The organism is Methylobacterium sp. AC832 (assembly GCF_979256025.1).
This window is the reverse complement of sequence record NZ_CEEDMV010000001.1, coordinates 922,762-947,906: the sequence shown is the minus strand read 5'-3', so window position 1 is coordinate 947,906 and position 25,145 is coordinate 922,762. Positions and strand designations below refer to the sequence as shown.

Here is a 25,145-nt window from a genome sequence, read left to right as displayed (position 1 = left end):
GCGGCCGGACTAAAACTTGTCGTCGAACGTCACCATATAAGATCCGGCATTCCCGCCGGGACTCTCTCAGACTTCGTTCAGAGGCGTATTCATGTTCATCCCCTCCACGCGTCGCACCCGCGCCGCGACCGTCTTCGCGCTCGCCGCGATGCTGGCCGTTGCTGCGCCCGTTGCCGAGGCCCGTCCAGGCGGCGGCGGTGGCATGGGCTCGCGCGGCTCGAAGACCTTCAACGCGCCCTCGTCCACGAACACGGCGCCGAGCGCTGCGCCGATCCAGCGCTCGCAGACGCAGCCCGGTTCGACCATGGGTAATCCCGGCATGACGAGCGCTGCTACGCAGCGTCCTCGCTTCGGTGGCGGCTTCATGGCCGGCCTTCTCGGCGCCGGCCTCCTCGGAGCGCTCCTGGGTGGTGGCTTCTTCGGTGGTCTCGGCGGCATCGCCTCGATGATCGGCCTGCTGTTGCAGGTCGGCCTCATCGTGATGGTCGTCGCCTTCGCGGTGCGTTGGTTCCGCCGCCGTCAGGGAAATCCGGCTCCCGCCGGCATGGCCCGCTCCAGCATGTCGGGCAATTCGAACCCGGCGGGCTACGGCTCGGCGCCCGGCGCGGGTGCTGGTCCCGCCATGGGCGCCGGTTCGGCCATGGGTGCTGCTTCGCGCGGCGCGCCGCAGCCGACCGTCGGCAAGGTCGATATCGGCCCGGGCGACTTCCAGAGCTTCGAGATCGCCCTCAACGACGTGCAGGCGGCCTATGGCCGTGGCGACGTCGCTGCGTTGCGCAACCTCGCGACACCGGAAATGGCGGGCTACTTCGCCGATGAGCTGCGCGGCAACGAATCCCGCGGGGTCGTCAATCGGATCTCGAACGTGAAGCTACTGCAGGGCGACCTGTCGGAATCATGGAGCGAGGGCCGGATGGAATACGCCACGGTGGCGATGCGCTACGCCATCACCGACGTAACGATCGACCTTCGGACCAACCAGACCGTCGAGACCGGCGAGCCGGAGGCCCTGGAGCTGTGGACCTTCGTGCGCGAGCGCGGCGGGCGCTGGATCCTCTCGGCGATCCAGCAGGGTCGCTGATCGCCTCAACGGCATCGGTCGAAACCAAGAAAGGGCCGCGCGGTGTAAACCGCGCGGCCCTTTCTCATGAAGCCTGCGCCCAGGATCAGGCGGCGCGCTTCTGATAATCCTTGATGTCGGTGAAGCGGACCTTCGGCGCGCGCTCTTCCTCGTAGCGGAGGGAGAAGGCGGTGGTCGCCATGAAGACGGGCGCACCGTCGAGGTCGCTCGCCATGGCCGAGCCATGGGTACCGATGAAGGAATCGAGATCGGTTTCCACATCCGATTCGATCCAGCGGCAGATCGAGAAGCGTGTCGGCTCATAATCGATGGGGAGGCCATACTCGGCCTGGAGCCGCTCCTTCAGCACGTCGAGCTGCAGCGCGCCGACGACGCCGACGATGGCCTGTGAGCCGTCATGCGGACGAAACACCTGGACGACGCCTTCCTCGCCCATCTGCTGAAGCGCTTCCCGCAGCTTCTTCGCCTTCATCGCATCGGTGAGCTTGATACGACGCAGAATTTCCGGCGCGAAGCTCGGCACGCCGCGGAACACGATCTCCTCGCCCTCGGTGAGCGTATCGCCGATGCGCAGGGTGCCGTGGTTGGGGATGCCGACCACATCGCCGGCAAAGGCCTCGTCGGCGATGGCTCGGTCCTGCGCGAAGAAGAATTGCGGCGCGGACAGCGACATCGGCTTTCCGGTGCGCACGAGCTTCGCCTTCATGCCGCGGCTGAGCCTGCCCGAGCAGACCCGCATGAAGGCGATGCGGTCGCGATGGTTGGGATCCATGTTCGCCTGGATCTTGAAGACGAACCCCGTCATTTTCGGCTCGGTGGGCTCCACCAGGCGCTTGTCGCAATCCTGGCCGCGCGGGGGTGGTGCGAAGCGGGCAAGCCCGTCGATGAGGTCGCGCACGCCGAAATTGCGCAGGGCCGAGCCGAAAAAGACCGGCGTGAGGTGCCCTTCGCGAAACGCCTCGAGATCGAACCGCTTGAGGCCGGATTCGGCGAGCTCCGCCTCCTCCCGCCACGTGGCCACCTCGCCTTCCTCGGTGAGGAGCTGGTCGAAGAGCGGATCGTCCACGCCGGACACGGCCACGGTGCCGGCGTCGTCCGCCGCGTCGAGCCGGCGAACACGACCATTGCCGAGGTCGTAGGTGCCGGCAAAGCTCCGCCCCCGGCCGATGGGCCAAGTGACCGGAGCTACATCGAGCGCCAGGGTCTTCTCGATTTCGTCGAGAAGTTCGAACGGATCGCGCGCCTCACGGTCGAGCTTGTTGATGAAGGTGACGATGGGGATGTCGCGCAGGCGGCAGACCTCGAACAGCTTACGCGTGCGCGCCTCGATGCCCTTGGCGGCGTCGATCACCATCACCGCCGAATCGACGGCCGTCAGGGTGCGGTAGGTATCCTCCGAGAAGTCCTCGTGGCCCGGCGTGTCGAGCAGGTTGAAGACGCAGTCGCCATACTCGAAGGTCATCACCGAGGTGACGACCGAGATGCCGCGCTCCTTCTCGATTCCCATCCAGTCGGACCGAGTCGAGACGCGGTTGCGCTTCGCCTTGACCTCGCCGGCGAGCTGGATCGCGCCGCCGAACAGGAGCAGTTTCTCGGTGAGCGTGGTCTTGCCCGCATCAGGGTGGGAGATGATCGCGAAGGTACGCCGGCGGGCGACGGGATCCTGCGCCTTGCCGGCGGAATCCTTCGCGGTCGCGTCCTTGGGTTCTGTCTGCATCAACATCGCGGGCGGTTGCTTCTCTGGTCCGCCGGGGCGGGCTTGTCTGTACAAGGTCGGGGGCGTGCCCCGTCTGTAATGCGAACGGGGACCGGGCGAAAGCGCGGGGCCTCAGCCCCTCCCGATATAGGGCATCTTCGTCGCCATCACGGTCATGAACTGCACGTTGGCGTCGAGGGGCAGGCCCGCCATATAGACCACCGCATCGGCCACGTGACGGGCATCCATGACCGGCTCGACTTTCAGCGACCCGTCGGGCTGGCGGATGCCGGCCGCCATCGGCTTGGTCATATCCGTCTCGGCATTGCCGATATCGATCTGCCCACAGGCGATGTCATGGTCGCGTCCATCGAGGGAGGTGGACCGCGTGAGGCCGGTGATCGCGTGTTTCGTCGCCGTATAGGGCGCCGAATTCGGACGCGGCACCTGGGCCGAGATGGACCCGTTATTGATGATGCGGCCGCCGCGCGGGTTCTGCGCCTTCATCATCCGGAAGGCGCCCTGCGTGCACAGGAACGCGCCAGTGAGGTTGGCATTCACCACGGCCTGCCATTGCGCCAAGGTGAGTTCGTCCAGCGGCACGGAGGGCGCAAACAGGCCGGCATTGTTGAACAGGAGATCGAGGCGACCGAACCGCGTCTTCACCTCGGCGAAAAGATGCCCGACTGCTGCGGCATCGCCGACATCGGTCTCCACTGCCATGGCCTCGGCCCCAAGCGCACGCACGGCATCCGCGACCTCATCGATCGGCCCCCGTCGACGCCCGGCCAAAGCCAGATCGAACCCGGCTCGTGCGAGCCCGAGCGACACCGCCCGGCCGATCCCGGACCCCGCCCCTGTGACGATCGCGATCCGCTTCGACATGCGCGCTCTCCATTTCCTGGTCGGCCGGAGCGAACAGGCTGTTGCAACGGGCCGACGCGGCGTCTAGACAACGCGCGGCCTTGCGTCGATGGGGCGTCGCCAAGTGGTAAGGCAGCGGTTTTTGGTACCGCCATTCGGAGGTTCGAATCCTCCCGCCCCAGCCATCCACGCAAATGGGCCGGCTCGTGAGCGCCTGATGGGCGCCGCTTGAGCGTAGGTGATACGTCCTCCACGTCGAAGGACGACATCTACTCAACAAAACCAAGACCCATGGGAGGCCGAGCCGGTCGAACAGGTGATTCAAGGCGGAATGCTTTGGCCATCAGCGGCCAAGACTGACTGCTGTCGCCGGCAACCATCCTTTCGGTCCGCTGACTCCAATTGCGTTTCGAGCCAGATCAAGCGGTTACTCGATCATGGAAAGCCGAGGGTGTGTATGGGGCACAGCAGCCCTGGGCTCAAGTCCTATGAGAGACTTTAATCCTGTAGGCAGGATATTTCGTATTAATCGACATTAAAACTGGAATTTTTCTGCTTTGAATTGCATTTTAATGCGGCTAGGGATGAATTGCTTCGCCAGCCAACGAAACCGATTTGTGAGTTCACCATGGTACCAGCTGCTTTCACAGCCGGCCTCGGAGTCGGCCTTTCCTTTCTTTTGGGGCCGAATATCGGAGCCATCGCTCTGATTCCCGTCCTCGTTCTCTGCGTCGTCCGCCTCTTCGGGGAAAAGGTTCTGCGGATGATGGAGGACTGAGAGAGCGACGGGATCTCATCTCGTCGTCATTCGGAAATACTGAGATCGCCAGCACTGCGCGAGTAGACGCTGTGTGACACGTCTAGTCTTTGAAGGCCGAACACGTCACCCCCGTGCGTCCTCGGCGTGTCGAAGACGAGTAATGACTTCCGCGACGATCATGGACGCCGCGTACTGATCCTTGATGCGAGAGGCGTTTCTCAGCCCGTCGATCAGACCGTTGATCGTTCGCCCACCGGTCAAAGTACACCGCCGCATGGTTTTGCCCGCCTGCACCGAAATCGTCGCGATTCGACGGATGAGCTGGTTGCTCAGCGGCCATTGCCGAGATCCGTGGCAACAGAGGGTGTCGGTTTCTCGGGTGTTGCTCCGGCTTTGGGCTATGCATCGGGACGACCTCCCTGAAGACATCCTAACGCCCAGCAAGTTCGATGCCGGCGAGGGGTATCGTCAGGCTGGCGCCGTTCCTATCGTCTCCACGATATCGGCGGGGTGTCGAAAAACCATGTCGGGGCGAGCGGTTACCAGCGCGTCTCCTCGCGTATACCCCCAGGTCACGGCTCCAAAATCGCACGATGCCGCCTTGGCCGCATCATGATCCCGCAATTCGTCGCCAATATAGATGGCACCGCCAAGCGATCCCTCCTTTCGCATCACTGCGTTCAGGCGCTTGGCCTTACCGAACATCGAGGTGCCGCAGGCGTAATGCCGGAAGCGCAGGGCGCAGGGTCCGAGGACATGCCGGACATTGGCTTCGCTGTTCGAACTGACGATGGCGAGGGTGACGCCTGCTTCGTCGAGGTTGCAGAGCATGTCCCGTATCCCGGGGAACAGCGAGATCGTGGCGATGTCGCGCGACGCAAGTCCGTGCATGTGCCGCGTGATGAACGGCAACTTCCAGGGCGATACGCCGAGCTCACGAATGAGGGCGCGGGCCGAAAGACCCCGTAGCGCATCGGTCTCGGCCGGATCGATCTGCCGGAAACGATAGCGAACAGCGACGTCGTTGATAACGCTGCAGAACCACGGGAACGTGTCGGCAAGCGTCCCGTCGAAGTCGAAGATGGCAAGCTTGTAGGATGTGCGCATCACGCCGGTGGGTCGCCCGTTATGGTTCAGCTCCCCTGAGGAAAAGGAACCTCAAGCGGCCCCGAAGCCGGCGCCACGCAGTAACGAGGACAGACCTCGATGAGTCGAACCCATCGAGGTCTGGAAGGACCGCGTCAGGCCGCCTTCGACGCGGTGCGCGTCGGGTAGTCGATATACCCTTCCGGTCCCTGGCTGTACCAGGTCGATTGCTCGTCCTTGTTGAGCGGCACATGCTCCGCGATCCGCTCGACGAGATCCGGGTTGGCGATGAACGGCCGGCCGAACGCGATGGCGTCGGCCTTGCCCTCGGCGAGGGCGGCCTCGGCGGCGGCCGGATCGTAATCCGAATTGAGGATCAGCGGGCCGCCGAAAGCCTTCCGCATCACGGGCGCGACCGGCGGATGGTTCGGCTTGCCGAAGGTCCCGTTCGGGCCGGGTTCGCGCAGTTCGAGGAAAGCGATACCGATCTTGCCGAGCGCGGCGGCAGCGGCCCCGAACAGAGCGTCCGGATTCGAATCGTCCACGCCTTGGATCTCGCCGTTCGGTGACAGGCGCACGCCCGTGCGGTCCTTCCCGATGGCGTCGGCCACGGTCTGGGTGACCTCCGTCAGCAGGCGGATGCGGTTCTCGACAGAGCCGCCATAGCGGTCATCGCGGTGATTGCTGTTGTCACGTAGGAACTGGTCGATGAGGTAGCCATTCGCTGCGTGGATCTGCACACCGTCGAACCCGGCCGCGATGGCATTGCGCGCGGCGCGGTCATAATCGGCGAGGAGACGCGGAATCTCCTCGATCGGCAGGGCACGCGCCTGGGCGTAGGGCTTCTTGCCCTCGTAGGTATGGGCGTGGTCCGGCGCAGTAGTGGCGGAAGACGAGATCGGCGCCTTCCCGCCATTGAAGCTCGGATGGACGATGCGGCCCATGTGCCAGAGCTGGCAGACGATCCGGCCTCCGGCCTCGTGAACTGCCTTCACGACGGGCTTCCAGGCTTCGACCTGCTCGTCAGACCAGATACCCGGCGCGAAGGGCCAACCGAGCCCTTCTTGGCTAATGCCCGTCGCCTCGGTGAGGATCACGCCCGCGCTCGCCCGCTGCCTGTAATAATCGACCATGATCGGGGTCGGTACATGCTCCCTCGTGGCGCGGGCACGGGTGAGCGGCGCCATGAAGATGCTGTTCTTCGAGTCGATCGCGCCGATGCGGATCGGATCGTGCAGTGAGGGCATGAAGATCTCTCGTCAGACTACGACAATGAAGGCGCGACCGTTCGGCCGCGCCTTCGTTGCCCGTAGGTATGGCGCTGACGGGAGACCGTCAGGGGGACGGCTGGAGCATCGGACACCGCCTGTGCGCCGCCGCACGCCACCACGCCCGGGATCATCACCCCGGCAATCACCTTTCCGGCATCTGACTGAGCTTTGGCTCCGCGAACGCCCTTCCGGCAAAGATTCAGAGGTGGGCCAGCACTGCGAGTAGGAGCAGGGCAATGATGTTCGTGATCTTGATCGCGGGATTCACGGCAGGGCCGGCCGTGTCCTTGTAGGGGTCGCCCACGGTGTCGCCGGTCACCGCCGCCTTGTGCGCATCGGAGCCTTTGCCACCGTGATGACCGTCCTCGATGTACTTCTTGGCGTTGTCCCAGGCGCCGCCGCCGGATGTCATCGAGATCGCCACGTAGAGCCCGGTCAGGATCACACCCAGCAGGGATGCGCCCACCGTGGCGAAGGCCTGGTCCTTGCCGGCAATCGCCTGGATCACGAAGAAGATGACGATGGGCGAAAGAACCGGCAGGAGCGACGGGAGGATCATCTCCTTGATCGCCGCGCGGGTGAGCATGTCGACGGCCCGCCCGTAATCCGGTCGGTCGGTGCCCGCCATGATTCCGGGCTTCTCGCGGAACTGGCGCCGCACCTCTTCGACCACGGCACCGGCCGCACGGCCGACCGCCGTCATCGCCATGCCGCCGAACAGGAACGGGATGAGCCCGCCGAGCAGGAGGCCGACGACGACGTAGGGGTTCGACAGGGAGAAATCGACGCTCACGCCCTGGAAGAAGCGGTACTGGGTCGGGCTCGCATTGGCGATGAAGTAGTTGAGGTCGCTGGTATAGGCGGCGAACAAGACGAGGGCGCCGAGACCGGCCGAGCCGATGGCATAGCCCTTGGTGACAGCCTTCGTGGTGTTGCCGACGGCATCGAGCGCGTCGGTGGACTTGCGGACCTCCGGCGGCAGACCGGCCATCTCGGCGATACCGCCGGCATTGTCGGTGACGGGACCGAACGCGTCGAGGGCGACGATGAACCCGGCCAGCGCGAGCATGGCCGTGACCGCGATGGCGATGCCGAAGAGGCCTGCCAGCGAATAGGTGGCAATGATGCCCGCCACGATGACGAGCGCCGGCAGCGCCGTCGATTCGAGCGAGATCGCGAGCCCCTGGATCACGTTGGTGCCGTGACCCGTGACGGAGGCGTCGGCGATCGACTTCACCGGGCGGAAGTTCGTGCCGGTGTAGTATTCGGTGATGACGACGATGAGCGCCGTGATGACGAGGCCGATCACCGCGCAGCCGAACAATCCGCCTGAGGTGAAGGTGACGCCGGCATTCGTCTTGAACTCGGTGGCGAATCCGCCGAACAGCGCAAAATTGACCAGCGCGATGGCGACGATGGAGAGTGCGCCCGCGGTGATGAGGCCCTTGTAGAGCGCGCCCATGATCGACTGGTTGGCGCCGAGCCGAACGGCGTAAGTACCGGCGATCGAGGTGAGGATGCAGGCCGAACCAATGGCCAACGGATAGAGCAGCATCGCCTCCAGCACGTTGCGTCCGGCGATATCGGTCTGGCCGGCGAAGAAGATCGCGGCGAGCACCATGGTGGCGACGACGGTCACCGCATAGGTCTCGAACAGGTCGGCCGCCATGCCGGCGCAATCGCCGACATTGTCACCGACATTGTCGGCGATTGTGGCCGGGTTGCGCGGATCGTCTTCCGGAATCCCGGCTTCGACCTTGCCGACGAGGTCGCCGCCGACATCGGCGCCCTTAGTGAAGATACCGCCTCCCAGACGGGCGAAGATCGAGATCAGCGAGGCGCCGAAGCCGAGTGCCACGAGGGAATCGATGACTTCACGGCTGGCGGGCGCGAGGCCCGAAACGCGGGTGAGGAAGGTGTAGTAGAGCGCGACCCCAAGGAGCGCGAGACCCGCCACGAACATGCCGGTGACGGCACCGGACTTGAATGCGACGTCGAGCCCAGCCCCCAGGGAGGTCGAGGCCGCCTGCGCCGTCCGGACATTGGCGCGCACCGACACGTTCATGCCGATGAAGCCGGCCGCTCCAGAGAGGACCGCGCCGATGAGGAAGCCGATGGCGACCTTTAGTCCGAGAAAATAGGCGAGCGCCACGAACAGAACTACGCCGACGATGCCGATGGTAGCGTATTGCCGGCGCAGGTAGGCCTGTGCCCCTTCCGCAATCGCCCCGGCGATCTCTTGCATCCGCTGGGTGCCGGCGTCGCGTTTCATCACGTCGTTGATCGTGATGATTCCGTAGGCGACGGCGCATAGTCCGCCCAAGATGATAAGCAACAATGCGGTCATTCTACCGTCCTTGCGTTGTTATCGTGATGACGTAGCTCGGCTGGTTATGGGACGAGACGCTTGATGCGTTTTAGGCATTCCCTCCCTGGGATGCCTGCTCTGATTGCCAAACTTCCGCGGCAAGAGCAAATCCTGCTTAGCTCTTTCATTTGCGATTATTTTTGCGTTGCACAATTCACTAAGCGCTTGATTGAAATCACTCGCATTCGAACCTCTTCGTCTCTTACCGAACTCGTAACGCGGCGCAGCGAAACTTTGCGCATTGATTCACGCTAGGGCATCGATTCCCATGGATTGGGACGGTTTCAAAAATGTGGGAACGCGTTATTTCCTGAAGCCATGACCCAGTCGGAACAACCGCCACCGGACCCGGCCCTGACCCGGCTCAGCCTCGCCCTTGGCGGGGTACCCCAACGGGGTTTGCCGCCCGTCGAGCGATGGAACCCACCCTATTGCGGTGAAATCGACATGCGGATCGCCGCGGATGGAACGTGGTTCCATAACGGCTCACCGATCCGCCGCCCGGCCCTCGTCAAGCTGTTCTCCTCTATCCTCCGGCGAGAGCCCGATGGCCGCATCGTGCTGGTGACGCCGGTGGAGAGCGTGGGAATCGTGGTGGACGATGCGCCCTTCGCCGCAGTGGAGATGGCGGTGGAAGGTGAGGGCGAGACCCGGCGCATCGCGTTCCGCACGAATGTCGACGATCTCGTGACCGTCGATGCCGATCATGCTCTGCGGTTCGAGGAGGGCGGGGATGGCGGTCTGCGCCCCTATATCCATATCCGCCGTGGCCTCTGGGCACTGCTTACCCGCGCAACGACCTACGACCTGCTGGCGCTGGGTGAGGAACGCCTGGTCGATGGTGTGTCGTGGTTCGGCATCGCCGGCGGCGGCGGGTTTCACCCTATCGCTCGCAGCGAAGGCGCATGAGCTTCGACGCGCTGTCGGACCTGCTCGACAGGGCCGGGCGGGGCCTCTCCCCTACTCCCCCCAAAGCCGACGACCCTGTTTCGAACCCGCGCGGCGACCACGACCTCGATCCAGCCGGCATCGCGACCCCTCCGGTAAAACCGCACCGGTCAGCAGCGGTCCTGGTGCCTATCGTTGTCAGGAACGAGGAACTGGCGGTGCTCTTCACCGTGCGGGCATCGCACCTGCGCGACCATTCCGGTCAGATCGCCTTTCCCGGTGGCAAGATCGAACCCTCGGACCGGGACCCGGCGGATGCCGCCCTGCGCGAAGCCCGAGAGGAGATCGGCCTTCGGCCTGACGACATCCGCATCCTCGGCTATCTCGACCCCTATCTGTCGGCGACGGGATTCCTCGTGGTCCCGGTGGTGGGGCTCTGCACCGAAGAAGTCCGGCTCGCCCCAGACCCGGCGGAGGTGGCGGAGGTGTTCGAAGTCCCGCTGGGCCGCCTGATGGACCCGGTCCGTCGGCGCCTCGGCGTCGGGCTATGGCAGGATCGCCCGCGACGCTACTACGCCATCCCTTTCGGCGACCGCATGATCTGGGGTGTGACGGCGGGGATCGTGAACAATCTCCACGAACGCCTGTTTCCGTGACATGACGGCCTTCCCTCGCCCAGCGAAAGCTCCATGATCCGCCGCCTCGTCGAAGAAGTCCTGATCTTCCTGTTGCCCTTCATTTTGTTCGGCCTCTATCTCACGATCAGAGGCCGCAACCCGAGCCACGGCGCTCATTGGGAAGGGTTCGTGTTTCGACTGACCATGGGAGGGCTTGCTCTGGTGATCCTGTCCTTCATCATTGCCGGTCTGGCGGGCGAGAAGCATCGCGGCGGCTACGTCCCACCCAGGATCGAGAACGGACAGGTCGTTCCGGGCCATTTCCAATGACTGGTCGCGATCTCCGGCGGGAGGGGCTCAATGCCCTTCTCGTGGATCCAGCCGTCTCGCACGTGCTTTCCGTGCTGAAGGCGGATGGGGAGGAAACACGGATCGTCGGGGGCTCAGTGCGCGACGCCCTGCTCGGCCAGGTGGGATCGGACATCGATCTCGCCACCACTCTTCTGCCGGAGGAGACGATTCGGCGCGCGGCGGCTGGTTCCCTACGGGCGATCCCAACGGGCATCGAGCATGGAACGATCACCCTCCTCCATGCCGGACGGGCCTTCGAGGTGACCACCCTGCGGGAGGATGTCGAGACCGACGGCCGGCACGCGGTGGTCAGGTTCGGACGGGACTTCTCCCGTGACGCGGAGCGTCGCGACTTCACCATCAACGCTCTGTCCCTGAGCGCGGATGGCGAACTCCACGACACGACCGGAGGTGAAGAGGATCTCCGGGCGGGCCGTGTCCGCTTCATCGGTGAAGCGGCGACCCGCATCCGCGAGGACGCCTTGCGCATCCTGCGCTTCTTCCGCTTCCACGCCCGCTACGGGATCGGAGCGCCGGACACGGACGGCCTGCAGGCCGCGCGCGATGCAGCGGAGGCCCTCGATACCCTCTCGCGAGAACGGGTCCGTGCGGAATTTCTGAAACTCTTGGAAGCGCCAGGCGCACTCGAGGCGGTCGCGGAAATGAAGAAGGCCGGGCTGCTCGCGCGCATCATCGGCGCCGAGGGTCACGTCGATCGCCTGGAACGCGCCATCGCATCGACGCCGGATCATGGCGACCCGATGAGGGCAGTGAACTCGCTCGCGGCCTTGGCCGTCGACAACGACGACGATGTGGACCGTCTGCGACAGAAGCTGCGATTATCGAACGATGAGCATGACCGTTTGAGCGCCTACGCGGCTGCACGACGGGCCATCGCGCGCCTGCAGCACGTGGGAGCCATCGAGATGCGTCGGCTCGCGGCGACAGAGGATCTACTTGGCTTGGCGCTGGTGATCGCCGTCATGGATGAGACGAACGTGAATCGAATCGACACGGAGGCTCGCCGCGAACTGAGGGGCCTGCTCGATGGCACGTCGACCGCGCCGACCTTTCCCCTCAGCGGGGACGACCTCATCACGGCAGGCATCCCGCCAGGCCGTTCAGTGGGTCGGGGTCTCTCTGCGAGCCGCTCTCTCTGGCTCGAGCGGGGATGTCTTACCGGGGAGGAGGAGCGCGCCCTCCTCCTCGACCATGCGGTGACTCACGCCCGCTCGGGTGATTGAGCGTAGCGAAGGACGTTAGAAGTTGAGGGCGACCTTGGCGTCCTGAAGCTGGACGATCTGGCCGGTGATCTCGTCCTTCTTGGCGAAATCCTCGGTGGCATCGCGCTGCAACTCGAGGGCGGCGATGTCCTTGTCGAGCGAATCGGGCGTGATCTCCTCGAACGGGTTGGCACGCTCTGCGATCACGGTGACCATGGTCGGTCCAATATCGGCGAAGCCGCCGCGCACGAGAACGCGCTTACCGGCATGGCCGGCCTCGTTGATGACGATCACGCCGACCTTGAGCGCGGTCAGAACGGGGGCATGGCCCGGAAGAACGGTCATCTCCCCTTCGATACCGGGAAGCTGCACGGCCTCGATCTGGCCGGAATAGACCGTCCGCTCGGGACCGACGAAATCGAACTGGAAGGTGGCCATGGCGAGGGAGGTCCCGCTTCGGGTTGTCGTGTTGGAAAAGCGGCGCGGTCCCGAGAAGGCCGCGCCGTGATTGTCGGGTCAGGCCGTCCGCCATTTCGGCGGAAGGCCTTGGCGTTCGATGGATCAGGCCGCAGCCGCGATCTTCTTCGCCTTCTCCTTGGCGTCCTCGATCGTGCCGACCATGTAGAACGCCGCCTCCGGCAAGTCGTCGTAATCGCCGTTCACGAGGCCCTTGAAGCCCTTGATCGTGTCGGCGAGCGGGACCTGGATGCCGGGCGAGCCGGTGAAGATCTCGGCCACTGAGAAGGGCTGCGAGAAGAAGCGCTCGATCTTGCGGGCGCGGGCGACGGTGAGCTTGTCCTCTTCCGAGAGCTCATCCATGCCCAGGATCGCGATGATGTCCTGCAGGGCCTTGTAGCGCTGCAGGGTCTGCTGGACGCGGCGGGCGACGTCGTAATGCTCCTCACCGAGGACGGCGGGGTTGAGCATGCGCGAGGTCGAGTCCAGCGGATCCACGGCCGGGTAGATGCCCTTCTCGGCGATGGAGCGCGAGAGCACGGTGGTGGCGTCCAAGTGGGCGAACGAGGCGGCGGGCGCCGGGTCGGTCAGATCGTCGGCCGGCACGTAGATGGCCTGCACCGAGGTGATCGAGCCCTTGGTCGTGGTGGTGATGCGCTCCTGCAGGGCGCCCATGTCCGTGGCCAGCGTCGGCTGGTAGCCAACGGCGGAGGGGATGCGGCCGAGGAGAGCCGACACTTCCGAACCGGCCTGGGTGAAGCGGAAGATGTTGTCCACGAAGAACAGCACGTCCTGGCCCTGGTCGCGGAAATCCTCGGCGATGGTGAGGCCGGTGAGCGCGACACGCGAGCGGGCACCGGGGGACTCGTTCATCTGGCCGTAGACGAGCGCGCACTTGGAGCCTTCGGCCGAGCCGTTGTTCTCCTTCGGGTCCATGTTGACCTTGGACTCGATCATCTCGTGGTAGAGATCGTTGCCCTCGCGGGTGCGCTCACCGACGCCGGCGAACACCGAGTAGCCCGAGTGCACCTTGGCGATGTTGTTGATGAGCTCCATGATCAGCACGGTCTTGCCGACGCCGGCGCCGCCGAACAGGCCGATCTTGCCGCCCTTGGCGTAGGGGGCGAGGAGATCGACCACCTTGATGCCGGTGACCAGGATCTGCGACTCGGTGGACTGCTCGGCGTAGGACGGCGCGGGCTGGTGGATGGCGCGCAGGGTGTCCGACTGGATCGGGCCGGCTTCGTCGATCGGCTCGCCGATGACGTTCATGATGCGGCCGAGGGTGTTGAAGCCGACCGGCACCTTGATGGCCTCGCCGGTGTCGGTGACTTCCTGGCCACGAACGAGGCCTTCCGACGTGTCCATGGCGACGCAGCGCACGGTGCTCTCACCGAGCTGCATGGCTACTTCGAGGACGAGGCGGTTGCCGTTGTTCTTGGTCTCGAGGGCGTTGAGGATCTCCGGCAGGTGGCCGTCGAAGTGAACGTCGACCACGGGGCCGATGACCTGGGTGATCTTGCCGACCTTGTTGGAGCCGGCGCCGGGGAGAGCGGTGTTCGCCATGTTACGGGTCCTTCGAATATGTTGCGGTCAGGGCGACGGGGAGCGCTTAGAGCGCTTCGGCACCCGAGATGATTTCGATGAGTTCCTTGGTGATCATGGCCTGACGCGTGCGGTTGTAGATCTGCGTCTGCTTCTTGATCATCTCGCCCGCGTTGCGCGTGGCGGAATCCATGGCACCGGTACGTGCGCCCTGCTCGGAGGCCGCGTTCTCGAGGAGCGCGCGGAACACCTGGACGGTGAGGTTGCGCGGCAGGAGCGTGTCGAGGATCGCTTCCTCGCTCGGCTCGAACTCCAGAGCTGCATCCGGAGCGGTACCGCCGGCTGCGGGCAGCTCGGCTGGGATGAGCTTCTGGGCGGTCGGCACCTGGGCGATGACGGAGCGGAAGCGCGAATAGAACAGCGTCGCCACGTCGAACTCGCCGTCGTCGAAACGCGAGATGATGCTCTGCGCGATTTCGGCAGCGAACTCGTAATCCACCGGCTTGTTGCCGCGTAGGTCACGGCTCTCGATGATCTGGTCGCGATACTGGCGACGCAGGAGGTCGTAGCCCTTCTTGCCGACCGTGACGATCTTCACCGTCTTGCCTTCGGCCGTCAGCGTGCGGATGTGCTCGCGGGCCAGACGCACGATCGACGAGTTGAAGCCGCCGCAGAGGCCGCGGTCAGCCGTGCAGACGACCAGCAGGTGAACCTTGTCGGCGCCCGTGCCGGACAGGAGCTTCGGTCCCTGGACACCGCCGACGAGGTTCGCGGCGAGGTTGCCGAGCACCTGGGACATCTTCTCGGCATAGGGACGGGCATTCTCAGCGGCATTCTGGGCGCGCCGCAACTTGGCGGCGGCGACCATCTGCATCGCTTTGGTGATCTTCTGCGTGCCCTTCACCGAAGCGATGCGGTTACGCAGATCCTTCAAACTCGCCATGGGGTGACTTCCAGATCCGTTCGGTGCGGTTCGACGCCATCTCTCTTCCCCTTGAGTGGGGAAGAGCCGGAGGTGGGGGTGGTGTCGAAGAGGTCTCGGCCGGTCCGGCACACCTCCACCCCAGTCCCCTCCCCGCTAAGGGAGGGGATCATCGACTGGCTTTAGGCCAGCGACTTGGCGACGCTCTCGACGACGCCCTTCAGCGTCTTCGCGCTGTCGTCGGACAGATCCTTCGAGTCACGGATCTTGGTGAGCAGATCGGCGTGCTTGGTGCGCAGGGTCGAGAGCAGCGCGTCCTCGAAGGGACGGACCTTCGACACGGGCAGAGCATCGAGATAGCCGTTCACGCCGGCATAGATCACCGCGACCTGCTCTTCCATCTTCAGCGGCGAGAATTGCGGCTGCTTCAGGAGCTCGGTGAGGCGCGAGCCACGGTTCAGGAGCTTCTGGGTCGACGCATCGAGATCAGAGCCGAACTGTGCGAAGGCGGCCATCTCGCGGTACTGGGCGAGCTCGCCCTTGATCTTACCGGCGACCTTCTTCATCGCCTTCGTCTGGGCCGACGAGCCCACGCGGGACACCGAGAGGCCGACGTTCACCGCCGGGCGGATGCCCTGGTAGAACAGGTCGGTCTCGAGGAAGATCTGTCCGTCGGTGATCGAGATCACGTTGGTCGGGATGTAGGCCGAAACGTCGTTGGCCTGGGTCTCGATGACAGGAAGCGCGGTCAGTGATCCGTTACCGGCGGCATCGCCCATCTTGGCGGCGCGCTCGAGCAGGCGCGAGTGCAGGTAGAACACGTCGCCGGGATAGGCTTCGCGGCCCGGCGGGCGGCGCAGCAGCAGCGACATCTGGCGGTAGGCGACGGCCTGCTTGGAGAGATCGTCATACACGATCACGGCGTGCATGGCGTTGTCGCGGAAATACTCGCCCATGGCGCAGCCGGCGAAGGGGGCGATGAACTGCATCGGCGCAGCGTCCGAAGCGGTCGCGGCGATGACGATGGAGTATTCGAGCGCGCCGTTGTCTTCGAGCGACTTCACGAACTGTGCGACGGTGGAGCGCTTCTGACCGATTGCGACATAGACGCAATAGAGCTTGGCGTTCTCGTCGGTGCCGGCATGAGCCGGCTTCTGGTTCAGGATCGTATCGAGGGCGATGGCGGTCTTGCCGGTCTGGCGATCGCCGATGATCAGCTCGCGCTGGCCGCGGCCGACGGGGATCAGGGCGTCGATGGCCTTGAGGCCAGTGGCCATCGGCTCGTGAACCGACTTGCGCGGAATGATGCCGGGAGCCTTCACGTCGACGCGGCGACGCTCGGTGGTGGCGATGGGGCCCTTGCCGTCGATCGGGTTGCCGAGGGCGTCGACGACGCGACCGAGCAGCGCCTTGCCGACCGGAACGTCCACGATAGCGCCGGTGCGCTTGACGGTCTGGCCTTCCTTGATGTCGCGATCCGACCCGAAGATCACGATGCCGACGTTGTCCTGCTCGAGGTTGAGGGCCATGCCGCGCACGCCCGACTCGAACTCGACCATCTCACCGGCCTGGACGCTGTCGAGCCCGTAGGCGCGGGCGATACCGTCACCGACGGAGAGCACTTGGCCCACCTCGGTTACCTCGGCTTCCCGGCCGAAATTCTTGATCTGCTCTTTCAGGATCGCGGAGATCTCGGCAGCGCGGATGTCCATCGTCTGGCCTCTTTAAATCGAAACGAAGTTGCTGTGGAGAAACGGGAGCGGGCCTGCGCCGAAGCGCCGACCTCAGGCTTCCCGCATCGCGAGTCGAATACCGTTGAGCTTGGTACGCAGGGATGCATCCACCATCCGGCTGCCGATCTTGACGATGAGACCGCCGATCAGGGCCGGGTCGACGCGCAGATCGAGGTCGATCTCCGAGCGAGCCACATCGCGCAGGGACGCCTTGATCTCTTCGAGAACGGCGTCCGACGGGCGTTCGGCCACGGTCACCTCGGCACGTACGATCCCCTTCGATTCCGCCACCAAACGGCGGAAGGCGCGGATCATGTCGGGCAGCGCGAAAAGACGGCGGTTGGAGGCCGCGAGCCGGATGAAGTTCGCGCCGAGGCCGGTGAGACCGGCCTTGTCGAGGATGGCGCCGATGGCGGCTTCCTGCTGCTCACCGGTGAAAACCGGGCTGCGAACGAGGCGAGCCAGATCGGGGCTCTCCTTGAGAAGGGAATCAAAGCTCTGCAGGGTCGCCGCGACCGCATCGATCTGGCGCTCGTCGCGGGCCAGCTCGAACAGTGCGGAGGCATAGCGACCTGCTACGCCTGCAACCGGGGAACCCGCCTCGGAACTGGTCTGCGCCACGCGCCACTCTCTCTTTTAATCCGGCCCGAGGTTCCGGCCCGTGACACCGTTCTCGGCGTCGGCTCTGAAACCGTCAGGAATGGGAACCGCCTCGAAATACAGGTCTGAAACCCGTCCTCCCGGCGCGGCGAGGGCCTAGCATGCGTGTTGGGGAGGCGCAAGACGAAGACGGGCCTGCATAAGCTTGTGCGGCGCGCGGTCGTGCACTCATGTCCAATCCGCGAGAACGATGGCGAAGGTGAGGCGTCAGGCCGCCGGCGAAAGTTCAGGCCGTCAGCAGGCGATCTGATCGCAGCGACGCATGGCCCCGATCATCCGAGCGAGGGACTTCGCACCCGGATGTCCGAGAAGGCCGGTATTGCCGAGCACGTAGGAGGGAGTCGCCACGAGACCGAGATCGGCCGCCATGCGCATCTGCGCCTTCAACGCGAGACGCACCTCGTCGCTATCGGCGATCGTCTCGAGCTCCGAGGCGGGGACGCCCAAGGTGGCGGCGACCTGAAGCGCACCGGTGCCGTCGATCCGGCCGGGTCTGGCGAGCAGCTTCTGATAGAGCGTCCAGGCGGCGGCCGACCCCATCTTGCGCTGGATCGCCAATGCGACCTTCGCCGCCTGAGCCGATTGAGGCGAGAGAATCGGATTGTTGATAAGCCCGATTCGCAAAGCAGTATCGCTCGCGGCGAGAGACGTCATGTCGATCGCCGCCTTTCGGCAATACGGGCAATTGTAGTCGAAGAACTCGTAGAGCGTGATCTCCGCCTCGCGGGCCCCCACATAGGTCACGCCCTTCAGAGCAGGGATTTCCCCGACGATTTCACCCGGGAGCCGGGTGTTCGCGATTGGCCGGCCATCGTCGTTATCGACCTTGAAGGTCTGGCCGTAGCCCTGGGCATGGCCGCCGCGTAGTGACGCGACAAGGAAAGCCAGGCTCGCGGAACCGGCCAGGAACTTTCGACGGTCGATGGACATGCGAACGGGGCCTCGAAGGTGCGGGATCACCGATCATTCGGCGTCGCGTGTCGCGCCTCTTAATCCCGGTTCGAGATGGTATCCAGACCGTTGCTCCCCCGGGGGGAGTGCTCGCTCCGGAGGTCGCACGCATCCCGTCGATGAAATATTGTTCTAACTCCTCACAGAGAGTACCTCGACCGATTCCCCCTCCGATTCCAAGCAACATTCGTGTATTCTGAGGCAATGTGCATATCCGATAAACTTTCTGGCAGATTAAAATGAAATATACAGGGGATAGATTGAGCCGTACCGCAATAAACTAGGAGCATATTGGAGCTTTGTGCGCCAGTATTAAGCAACAATATTTATTCGCAACCTTTATAGCGCAGCCGTGACGGAAATTTTCTAGTTTTCATAATCCGTCGCAGGGATTGTTAACTCAATTGATAGGGAATCTCCTATATCGAATGACACAGGGCTGAGCGCGGCGGCCCGCCACAACCCTTACGCGTCAAATAGGGTGATGAACTTTTTTTCGAATACCGAATTCCGCTCACGGATCGCCGCATTGGATCGTTCGCAAGCGGTCATCGAGTTCGATACCGATGGCACCGTACTGACTGCAAACCGGAATTTTCTCGCCGCGATCGGCTACGAATTGTCCGAGATCCAGGGCAAGCATCACAGCCTTTTCGTCGAGCCGGCGTTCCGGGAGAGCCAGGATTACAAAGCCTTCTGGAGCGCGTTGGCCGCCGGCACCTTCCAGTCCGGCGAGTTCAAGCGCATCGGCAAGGGCGGGCGCGAGATCTGGTTGCAGGCCACCTACAATCCCATCCTCGGTCGCAATGGAAAGACCGAGAAGATCGTCAAGTTCTCATCCGACATCACCGAGCGCGTGATGCGCTCGATCAACCATGAGGGCCAGATCAAAGCCCTCGACCGCTCGCAGGCGGTCATCGAGTTCGCCCTCGACGGCACCATCCTCACGGCCAACCGGAACTTCCTCGACGTGATGGGCTACGACCTGTCCGAGATTCAGGGCCAGCCCCACAGCATGTTCGTCGGTCCCGATCTGCGGACAAGCGCGGCGTACAGGCGCTTCTGGGATGAACTCGGCCGAGGTGAGTATCAGGCCGACGAGTATCGGCGGATCGCAAAGGGTGGCCGCGAGGTCTTCATCCAGGGGACCTACAACCCGATCTTCGACCGGGACGGACGCCCGCTGAAGGTCGTCAAATTCTGCATCGACGTCACGCGGCAGGTGCTGGAGCGCCAGCGCCGCGCCGCTCTGCAGATCTCCATTGCCACCGACCTCAACGCCATCGCCGGTGCCGCTTCGGGCGCGTCGCTACAGGCCGGTCAAGCCGCTCAGGCCTCGACTCAGGTCTCTTCCGACATCCAGACCGTGGCGTCCGGCGCCGAAGAGCTCGCGGCCTCGGTGTCCGAGATCAGCATGCAGGTGACCCACGCCTCCGAGATCTCCAGTCAGGCGGTCAAGCAGGCCGAGAAAACCAGCACTATCATCGCCGGTCTCTCGGGCGCGGCGACCCGGATCGGCGAAGTCGTCGCCTTGATCCAGGGCATCGCCGCGCAAACCAATTTGCTCGCTCTCAATGCGACGATCGAGGCGGCACGGGCGGGAGAAGCGGGTCGGGGCTTCGCCGTGGTCGCGACCGAGGTGAAGGCTTTGGCCGCCCAGACTTCCAAGGCGACCGAGCAGATCAGCGCTCAGATCATGTCGACCCAGCAAGCGACTCAGGATGCGGTGGGTGCCATCACCTCGATCCAGGACACGATCATGACCCTGAACGAAGTCGCGAGCGCGATCTCGGCGGCGGTCGAAGAGCAGAGCGCGGTGACCCGCGAGATGTCGGCGAGCATGCAGACCGCCTCCAACGGCGTGGGCCAGATCACTAGCAGCCTCAGTGAGATTGCCCGCTCCACCGAAGAGGTCGATTCGGCCACTCAGAAGGTGAGGGTCGCCTCCCAGGAAGCCGCCTAGGGTCCCCTCTGCCGGTCCCTCGACGCTTCGCTCCAACGACGTCCGCGCCCTCCTTTGGCCGGGGGCGAAGCGCCTAACGCATCGCTCCCGGCCGGTCGCCTATCGCCCAGGCAAGCGCCTGTTCCAGCCGATCGTTACCCCAGAACAGCTCGCCATCGCCGGTCAGGAAGGTCGGGGCGCCGAAGATACCGCGCGAGCGTGCCTCTTCGCCGTTGACGCGCAGACGCCCCTTGTTGCCCTCTAGGGCCGCAGCCTTGAGGATCACGGTGCCATCGAGACCGAGCCCGTTGAGGACCCCCACGATGGCCGGCGGTTCGGCGATGGAGCGCCCCAGAGAGAACTGGGTCTCGTAGACGGCTTTCGAGAACGGAACGAGCCAGTCGTGATCCATGCCGTAGGTGGCTGCACGGGTCGCGCTCAAGCTGTTCTGCGGGAACGGGTCGGGCCGCTTCAACGGAGGCAGGCCTTGCCTCGCCGCCTCGCGCTCCACATCCCGCCACATATGCCGTCCCTTGGCCGGAAAGAGATTGAAGGGCGAGGAATTCCAGCCCTGGCTGGCGAAAATCGGGCCAAGGAGGAAGGGCCGCCAGCGCACTTCGACGCCGGCGGCTTCCGCCATCTCGTCGATCCGCATGGCCGCCAGGTAGGAATACGTGGAAGAGAACTCGTACCAGAATTCGAGGGTCGGCCGTCGCGGCATTCGTCGAATCTCCGGCGTGGGGTGACAAGCGGGGTTGAATTACGCAGTTTCGGCCGTCGGGGCCAGGGCAGCAACGGGCTCCGCTGACGCGGTGGTGGAAAGCGGGAGCGAACACCTCTGCAACGTCTCCTGCGGCATGCCGGTTGCACGACGCGGCTGTCGGCTGATAAGTCGCCCCGACTCCACGAGAACCGAAGCGAGCCCGATGTCAGACGTGAATCCGAAGCCCGTCAACAAGGTCGTGCTCGCCTATTCCGGTGGCCTCGACACCTCGATCATCCTGAAATGGCTGCAGACCACCTATGGCTGTGAGGTCATCACCTTCACGGCCGATCTGGGACAGGGCGAGGAGCTTGAGCCGGCGCGCAAGAAGGCTGAGCTGCTCGGCATCAAGCCGGAAAACATCTTCATTGAGGATCTGCGCGAGGAATTCGTGCGCGACTACGTCTTCCCGATGTTCCGCGCCAACGCGGTCTACGAGGGCGTCTATCTCCTCGGCACCTCCATCGCCCGCCCGCTCATCGCCAAGAAGCAGATCGAGATCGCCGAACGTCTCGGCGCCGATGCGGTCTGTCACGGCGCCACCGGCAAGGGCAACGATCAGGTCCGGTTCGAGCTCGGGTATTATGCCTTGAAGCCCGATGTGACCGTCATCGCCCCCTGGCGCGAATGGGATCTCAAGAGCCGCGAACAGCTGATCGCTTTCGCCGAGCAGCACCAGATTCCGATCTCCAAGGACAAGCGCGGCGAGAGCCCGTTCTCCGTGGACGCGAACCTTCTTCACGCCTCCTCCGAGGGTAAGGTTCTGGAGGACCCGGCCGATGAGGTGCCGGATTACGTCTATTCCCGTACGCTTTCGCCGGAAGAGGCCCCCGACACTCCGACCATCGTCACGATCGGCTTCGAGAAGGGCGACGCGGTCTCCATCGACGGCGAGCGCCTCACCCCTGCCACTCTCCTGGCCAAGCTCAATCAGCTCGGCCATGACAACGGCATCGGCCGCCTCGATCTCGTGGAGAACCGCTTCGTCGGCATGAAGAGCCGGGGCATGTACGAGACGCCGGGCGGCACGATCCTGCTGCCGGCCCACAGGGCCATCGAGTCGATCACGCTGGATCGCGGCGCGGCGCACCTCAAGGACCAGATCATGCCGCAATATTCGGAGCTGATCTATAATGGCTTCTGGTTCTCGCCGGAGCGCGAGATGCTCCAGGCCCTCATCGACAAGAGCCAGGAGATGGTCACCGGCGAGGTTCGGCTGAAGCTCTACAAGGGCGGCATCCACGTCATCGGCCGCACCAGCCCGAACTCGCTCTACGACCAGGACCTCGTCACCTTCGAGGAGGGCGCCGTGGCCTACGACCACCGCGACGCGGCGGGCTTCATCAAGCTCAACGCCCTGCGCCTGCGCACCTTGGCTCAGCGCAAGAAGAAGCTCGGGGCATAGGCCTTGGGATCCACCCCTCCCCCGTCGCGGGGAGGGGTTTACGCAGCGCTTAGACGGCGGACCAGCGGTTGCCCGCCTTACCGAAGGGGCCGGGGCCGAGATCGCCGTAGCGCAGGAAGATCTGCAGGGCCGGCTGCATCTCGTGATGCACCGCCGGTATTTCGGTCCCCGCTCCATAAGGCTCGGCCGTGTCGAAGGCAGGCACGTCGCGGCCGTCGTCCCAGACGATGTTCAGCTTCCTCACCAGCGCCAGATGCTCGTCCGTCACATCGAAGGTGACGTGCTCGGGCGTCTCTCCCGTCCCTTCGTCACGAAACACGTCGCCGACATCCTCCGACGAAAGCTTGGCCAGGGTGTTGTGATACGCGTAGCGGCCCGGCTTCAACACGGCATTGTGGATGAAGACCGCGAGCGCGTCGCCGAGCGCCCGGTGTTCCTCGTCCGCCCCATCATCGTCGCCGGTGACGTTGAAGATGTCGCCGTCACGGTCGGTGCTGCCATAGGGTGCGTCGGGATGCACGATGGGCGCGCCTTGCCCAGCCGGGTTCCAGGCCACCACCATCCGGCGGATCAGGGCGATCCGCTCGAGGGTGAGGTCGAAGGTTGTGCTGTCGGCCATGTCGCGTCCGCTATCGGTGTTGTGTGCGTCGTGTCTCGCATCCGCCCCATCACGGGCCGGCCCCGGCCGCCTGCCGGAGAATGGACGGCTCTATGACACGTGTTGCGGCAAGCCTCCACGTGTCTGGATTCAGCGAAGGCAGCCCATCAATCCACCGACCCCATTCATCCGCCCCTGGATGCGTGTGGCGACCGCACGCACGCCGCGAGACGGCAGGGCCGCATTGCGTTGGATCGGGTTCGGCAGAACGGCGGCGAGCAGGCTCGCCTCGCTGCGGTTGAGGTTCCGCGCGCTCTTTCCGAACCAGCGCTGCGCCGCCGCCTCGGCGCCGTACACACCGTCCCCCCATTCGGCGATATTCAGATAGATCTCCATCATGCGCCGCTTGCCCCATAGGGTATCGGCGATAACGGCTAGAGGAATCTCCATTCCTTTACGGATGACCGAACGCCCGGGCCAGAGGAACACGTTCTTCACCGTCTGCATGGAGATCGTCGAGGCGCCGCGGCTCGGCCCCTCGTCGTCATCCACCACGTCGCGCAGGGCGCCCCAATCGACGCCGTTATGCAGGCAGAAGCGCTGATCCTCCGAAGCGATGACGGCCTGGACCAGGAGCGGGGAGATCGCGTCCAGGGTGACCGCTTCGCGGCTGACGGGTTTGCCGGTCAACCATCGCGCCAGCATCAGGGTTGAGGGCGGCGTCAGCGCACTATAGACGAGCCCCAGAACAAGAATCAGGGCCAGCAACATGACGGGGAGCAGCATGAAGAGGCCGACCAGCCGCCTCACCCAATGCTTCCTTCGTCCTTGGCGGATGGAGCCGAGATCGCGCGCATGGCGTGATCGCGAATCGCTGTCATCTGCCGCACCGTCGCGCCGTTCCTGAATCCGTACCTCCCGCACAACGACGCGCCCATTCTTGACCAAGGCCCTTCTTACGATGACCTCACCAAAAGCATCCCACGCTTCGGTCAAGGCGGACGCATCTCAAGCGTTTTCCCACAAGCTTTCGAGCGTGGCCGACGCCGTCGAGGCGTTTCTGGCCGAACGCCTCGGTCCCGAGACGCAGACGGGCGAGATCACGCGTCCCACGCGGCTGATGGAGGCCATGCGCCATGCCGTGCTCGGCGGCGGCAAGCGTCTGCGCCCGTTCCTGGCGGTGGAGACGGCGCGGATGCTGGGCGGCTCCGAGGCCGGGGCGCTGGCCGCCGGTTCGGCCATTGAGCTCGTCCATTGCTACTCCCTCGTCCACGACGACATGCCGGCCATGGACGACGACGACATGCGCCGGGGCAAGCCTACGGTCCACAAGGCCTATGACGAGGCGACCGCCATCCTCGTCGGCGACGCGCTGCAGACGCTGGCCTTCGAGATTCTGGCAGATGCGACCTGGCAGCCGGATCCGTCGATCCGTGCCGACCTCGTTCTCGGCCTTGCAAAGGCGTCCGGCCTCGGCGGCATGGTCGGCGGCCAGATCCTCGATCTCGGGGCGGAAGGTCGCTTCGGCGCCGTATCCCTCGATGTCGAGGACACGCTGCAGCTTCAGGCGATGAAGACCGGCGCCATCCTGGCCTTCTCGGTGGATGCGGGTGCCCTTGTGGGCGGTGCGACGCCGGATCAGCGTGCCTCCCTATGGCGCTACGGCCTCGCCTTGGGCCAAGCTTTCCAGATCGCCGACGATATCCTCGACCGCGAAGCCTCTCCCGAAGCGATGGGCAAAGCCACCGGCAAGGATAAGGATGCCGGAAAAGCGACACTCGTCGATCGTCTCGGCATCGACGGCGCCCGGGCGGAATGCGACCGCCTCGTCGGCATGTGCGAAGAGGCCGTTTCTTCCTGGGGCGACAAAGCCCAGACACTGCGCGAAGCGGCACGCTTCACGGTCGCCCGCAAAGTGTGATGCGATCGCCCCACTGAACTCTGCCGCGATGTTGCATTGCGGCA

The 25,145-nt window shown here is 64.5% G+C and carries 22 protein-coding genes and 1 tRNA gene; 9 read left to right on the top strand and 14 right to left on the bottom strand.

Annotation, left to right across the window (positions count from 1 at the left end; translation table 11 throughout):
* The first annotated feature begins 91 nt into the window (after window positions 1-91).
* On the top strand, window positions 92-1,081 hold the full coding sequence (locus tag AC0IXR_RS04410; RefSeq protein WP_471759846.1) for a TIM44-like domain-containing protein: 990 nt from the start codon (window positions 92-94) through the stop codon (window positions 1,079-1,081).
* An 85-nt stretch (window positions 1,082-1,166) separates the two neighbouring features.
* Here the strand turns inward: AC0IXR_RS04410 and AC0IXR_RS04405 are convergent, their stop codons facing one another.
* Both AC0IXR_RS04405 and AC0IXR_RS04400 read right to left on the bottom strand, forming a co-directional pair.
* Window positions 1,167-2,804: a peptide chain release factor 3 gene (locus AC0IXR_RS04405; protein ID WP_471759845.1), complete on the bottom strand. Its 1,638-nt coding sequence runs from the start codon at window positions 2,802-2,804 to the stop codon at window positions 1,167-1,169.
* 105 nt (window positions 2,805-2,909) lie between these two features.
* Window positions 2,910-3,662, bottom strand: coding sequence for an SDR family oxidoreductase (locus AC0IXR_RS04400; RefSeq protein ID WP_471759844.1), 753 nt, complete (start codon window positions 3,660-3,662; stop codon window positions 2,910-2,912).
* Window positions 3,663-3,751: 89 nt separating this feature from the next.
* Between AC0IXR_RS04400 and AC0IXR_RS04395 the strand changes: the two genes are divergently transcribed.
* Window positions 3,752-3,826 (top strand) — tRNA-Gln (locus AC0IXR_RS04395).
* Between the two features lie 1,043 nt (window positions 3,827-4,869).
* On the opposite strand, the gene AC0IXR_RS04390 is transcribed toward AC0IXR_RS04395, so the two are convergent.
* The 3 genes from AC0IXR_RS04390 to AC0IXR_RS04380 all read right to left on the bottom strand — a co-directional run bounded on the left by AC0IXR_RS04390 (window position 4,870) and on the right by AC0IXR_RS04380 (window position 9,105).
* Window positions 4,870-5,508 carry an HAD hydrolase-like protein gene (locus tag AC0IXR_RS04390; protein WP_311275065.1) on the bottom strand — a complete coding sequence of 213 codons (639 nt, stop codon included), beginning with the start codon at window positions 5,506-5,508 and terminating at the stop codon, window positions 4,870-4,872.
* A 134-nt stretch (window positions 5,509-5,642) separates the two neighbouring features.
* A complete protein-coding gene (locus tag AC0IXR_RS04385) occupies window positions 5,643-6,734 on the bottom strand; it encodes an alkene reductase (RefSeq protein ID WP_471759843.1) in 1,092 nt (363 codons plus the stop codon).
* A 223-nt stretch (window positions 6,735-6,957) separates the two neighbouring features.
* Window positions 6,958-9,105: a sodium-translocating pyrophosphatase gene (locus tag AC0IXR_RS04380; RefSeq protein WP_207411592.1), complete on the bottom strand. Its 2,148-nt coding sequence runs from the start codon at window positions 9,103-9,105 to the stop codon at window positions 6,958-6,960.
* Window positions 9,106-9,444: 339 nt separating this feature from the next.
* Here AC0IXR_RS04380 and AC0IXR_RS04375 point away from each other — a divergent pair, with 339 nt between their 5' ends.
* Genes AC0IXR_RS04375 through AC0IXR_RS04360 form a run of 4 tightly spaced genes read left to right on the top strand, consistent with a single transcriptional unit; the run spans window position 9,445 to window position 12,226 of the window.
* Window positions 9,445-10,035, top strand: a complete 591-nt coding sequence (locus AC0IXR_RS04375; protein ID WP_471759842.1) for a DUF1285 domain-containing protein — start codon at window positions 9,445-9,447, stop codon at window positions 10,033-10,035.
* The gene (locus tag AC0IXR_RS04370) at window positions 10,032-10,670 is read left to right on the top strand and encodes a CoA pyrophosphatase (RefSeq protein ID WP_461229459.1); all 639 of its coding nucleotides are present in this window, start codon (window positions 10,032-10,034) and stop codon (window positions 10,668-10,670) included. Before AC0IXR_RS04375 ends, AC0IXR_RS04370 begins: the two co-directional genes overlap by 4 nt.
* Before the next feature lie 33 nt (window positions 10,671-10,703).
* Complete coding sequence (locus tag AC0IXR_RS04365; RefSeq protein WP_056431227.1) at window positions 10,704-10,961, top strand: DUF6111 family protein; 258 nt, start codon at window positions 10,704-10,706, stop codon at window positions 10,959-10,961.
* Window positions 10,958-12,226, top strand: a complete 1,269-nt coding sequence (locus AC0IXR_RS04360) for a CCA tRNA nucleotidyltransferase (protein WP_471759841.1) — start codon at window positions 10,958-10,960, stop codon at window positions 12,224-12,226. The genes AC0IXR_RS04365 and AC0IXR_RS04360 overlap by 4 nt, the downstream gene beginning before the upstream one ends.
* A 15-nt stretch (window positions 12,227-12,241) precedes the next feature.
* On the opposite strand, the gene atpC is transcribed toward AC0IXR_RS04360, so the two are convergent.
* The 6 genes from atpC to AC0IXR_RS04330 all read right to left on the bottom strand — a co-directional run bounded on the left by atpC (window position 12,242) and on the right by AC0IXR_RS04330 (window position 18,451).
* On the bottom strand, window positions 12,242-12,643 hold the full coding sequence (gene atpC, locus AC0IXR_RS04355) for an ATP synthase F1 subunit epsilon (protein ID WP_056431232.1): 402 nt from the start codon (window positions 12,641-12,643) through the stop codon (window positions 12,242-12,244).
* A 123-nt stretch (window positions 12,644-12,766) separates the two neighbouring features.
* Entirely contained in the window at window positions 12,767-14,227 is a 1,461-nt protein-coding gene (gene atpD / locus AC0IXR_RS04350) for a F0F1 ATP synthase subunit beta (protein ID WP_018044914.1), read from the bottom strand.
* A gap of 46 nt (window positions 14,228-14,273) precedes the next feature.
* A complete protein-coding gene (locus tag AC0IXR_RS04345; RefSeq protein WP_018044915.1) occupies window positions 14,274-15,149 on the bottom strand; it encodes a F0F1 ATP synthase subunit gamma in 876 nt (291 codons plus the stop codon).
* A 161-nt stretch (window positions 15,150-15,310) separates the two neighbouring features.
* The gene (atpA, locus tag AC0IXR_RS04340; protein ID WP_471759840.1) at window positions 15,311-16,840 is read right to left on the bottom strand and encodes a F0F1 ATP synthase subunit alpha; all 1,530 of its coding nucleotides are present in this window, start codon (window positions 16,838-16,840) and stop codon (window positions 15,311-15,313) included.
* A 72-nt stretch (window positions 16,841-16,912) separates the two neighbouring features.
* A complete protein-coding gene (locus AC0IXR_RS04335) occupies window positions 16,913-17,482 on the bottom strand; it encodes a F0F1 ATP synthase subunit delta (RefSeq protein WP_056431239.1) in 570 nt (189 codons plus the stop codon).
* Between the two features lie 273 nt (window positions 17,483-17,755).
* Window positions 17,756-18,451, bottom strand: a complete 696-nt coding sequence (locus AC0IXR_RS04330) for a DsbA family protein (protein WP_207411588.1) — start codon at window positions 18,449-18,451, stop codon at window positions 17,756-17,758.
* Between the two features lie 505 nt (window positions 18,452-18,956).
* Between AC0IXR_RS04330 and AC0IXR_RS04325 the strand changes: the two genes are divergently transcribed.
* Complete coding sequence (locus tag AC0IXR_RS04325) at window positions 18,957-20,435, top strand: methyl-accepting chemotaxis protein (RefSeq protein WP_471759839.1); 1,479 nt, start codon at window positions 18,957-18,959, stop codon at window positions 20,433-20,435.
* 73 nt (window positions 20,436-20,508) lie between these two features.
* Here the strand turns inward: AC0IXR_RS04325 and AC0IXR_RS04320 are convergent, their stop codons facing one another.
* On the bottom strand, window positions 20,509-21,135 hold the full coding sequence (locus tag AC0IXR_RS04320) for a 2-hydroxychromene-2-carboxylate isomerase (protein WP_056431249.1): 627 nt from the start codon (window positions 21,133-21,135) through the stop codon (window positions 20,509-20,511).
* 205 nt (window positions 21,136-21,340) lie between these two features.
* Here AC0IXR_RS04320 and AC0IXR_RS04315 point away from each other — a divergent pair, with 205 nt between their 5' ends.
* The gene (locus tag AC0IXR_RS04315; protein ID WP_207411586.1) at window positions 21,341-22,582 is read left to right on the top strand and encodes an argininosuccinate synthase; all 1,242 of its coding nucleotides are present in this window, start codon (window positions 21,341-21,343) and stop codon (window positions 22,580-22,582) included.
* A gap of 49 nt (window positions 22,583-22,631) precedes the next feature.
* On the opposite strand, the gene AC0IXR_RS04310 is transcribed toward AC0IXR_RS04315, so the two are convergent.
* Both AC0IXR_RS04310 and mtgA read right to left on the bottom strand, forming a co-directional pair.
* A complete protein-coding gene (locus tag AC0IXR_RS04310) occupies window positions 22,632-23,201 on the bottom strand; it encodes a hypothetical protein (RefSeq protein ID WP_056431255.1) in 570 nt (189 codons plus the stop codon).
* A gap of 129 nt (window positions 23,202-23,330) precedes the next feature.
* Window positions 23,331-24,128, bottom strand: coding sequence for a monofunctional biosynthetic peptidoglycan transglycosylase (gene mtgA, locus AC0IXR_RS04305; protein WP_419951834.1), 798 nt, complete (start codon window positions 24,126-24,128; stop codon window positions 23,331-23,333).
* A gap of 13 nt (window positions 24,129-24,141) precedes the next feature.
* Here mtgA and AC0IXR_RS04300 point away from each other — a divergent pair, with 13 nt between their 5' ends.
* On the top strand, window positions 24,142-25,101 hold the full coding sequence (locus tag AC0IXR_RS04300) for a polyprenyl synthetase family protein (RefSeq protein WP_419951835.1): 960 nt from the start codon (window positions 24,142-24,144) through the stop codon (window positions 25,099-25,101).
* The last annotated feature ends 44 nt before the right edge of the window (window positions 25,102-25,145 follow it).

Excerpts from the sequence above, each read along its gene's own strand:
- AC0IXR_RS04410 (WP_471759846.1), top strand. The coding sequence starts at position 92 with ATGTTCATCCCCTCCACGCGTCGCACCCGCGCCGCGACCGTCTTCGCG.
- AC0IXR_RS04405 (WP_471759845.1), bottom strand. The coding sequence starts at position 2,804 with ATGTTGATGCAGACAGAACCCAAGGACGCGACCGCGAAGGATTCCGCC.
- AC0IXR_RS04400 (WP_471759844.1), bottom strand. The coding sequence starts at position 3,662 with ATGTCGAAGCGGATCGCGATCGTCACAGGGGCGGGGTCCGGGATCGGC.
- AC0IXR_RS04390 (WP_311275065.1), bottom strand. The coding sequence starts at position 5,508 with ATGCGCACATCCTACAAGCTTGCCATCTTCGACTTCGACGGGACGCTT.
- AC0IXR_RS04385 (WP_471759843.1), bottom strand. The coding sequence starts at position 6,734 with ATGCCCTCACTGCACGATCCGATCCGCATCGGCGCGATCGACTCGAAG.
- AC0IXR_RS04380 (WP_207411592.1), bottom strand. The coding sequence starts at position 9,105 with ATGACCGCATTGTTGCTTATCATCTTGGGCGGACTATGCGCCGTCGCC.
- AC0IXR_RS04375 (WP_471759842.1), top strand. The coding sequence starts at position 9,445 with ATGACCCAGTCGGAACAACCGCCACCGGACCCGGCCCTGACCCGGCTC.
- AC0IXR_RS04370 (WP_461229459.1), top strand. The coding sequence starts at position 10,032 with ATGAGCTTCGACGCGCTGTCGGACCTGCTCGACAGGGCCGGGCGGGGC.
- AC0IXR_RS04365 (WP_056431227.1), top strand. The coding sequence starts at position 10,704 with ATGATCCGCCGCCTCGTCGAAGAAGTCCTGATCTTCCTGTTGCCCTTC.
- AC0IXR_RS04360 (WP_471759841.1), top strand. The coding sequence starts at position 10,958 with ATGACTGGTCGCGATCTCCGGCGGGAGGGGCTCAATGCCCTTCTCGTG.
- atpC (WP_056431232.1), bottom strand. The coding sequence starts at position 12,643 with ATGGCCACCTTCCAGTTCGATTTCGTCGGTCCCGAGCGGACGGTCTAT.
- atpD (WP_018044914.1), bottom strand. The coding sequence starts at position 14,227 with ATGGCGAACACCGCTCTCCCCGGCGCCGGCTCCAACAAGGTCGGCAAG.
- AC0IXR_RS04345 (WP_018044915.1), bottom strand. The coding sequence starts at position 15,149 with ATGGCGAGTTTGAAGGATCTGCGTAACCGCATCGCTTCGGTGAAGGGC.
- atpA (WP_471759840.1), bottom strand. The coding sequence starts at position 16,840 with ATGGACATCCGCGCTGCCGAGATCTCCGCGATCCTGAAAGAGCAGATC.
- AC0IXR_RS04330 (WP_207411588.1), bottom strand. The coding sequence starts at position 18,451 with ATGTCCATCGACCGTCGAAAGTTCCTGGCCGGTTCCGCGAGCCTGGCT.
- AC0IXR_RS04325 (WP_471759839.1), top strand. The coding sequence starts at position 18,957 with ATGAACTTTTTTTCGAATACCGAATTCCGCTCACGGATCGCCGCATTG.
- AC0IXR_RS04320 (WP_056431249.1), bottom strand. The coding sequence starts at position 21,135 with ATGCCGCGACGGCCGACCCTCGAATTCTGGTACGAGTTCTCTTCCACG.
- AC0IXR_RS04315 (WP_207411586.1), top strand. The coding sequence starts at position 21,341 with ATGTCAGACGTGAATCCGAAGCCCGTCAACAAGGTCGTGCTCGCCTAT.
- AC0IXR_RS04310 (WP_056431255.1), bottom strand. The coding sequence starts at position 23,201 with ATGGCCGACAGCACAACCTTCGACCTCACCCTCGAGCGGATCGCCCTG.
- AC0IXR_RS04300 (WP_419951835.1), top strand. The coding sequence starts at position 24,142 with ATGACCTCACCAAAAGCATCCCACGCTTCGGTCAAGGCGGACGCATCT.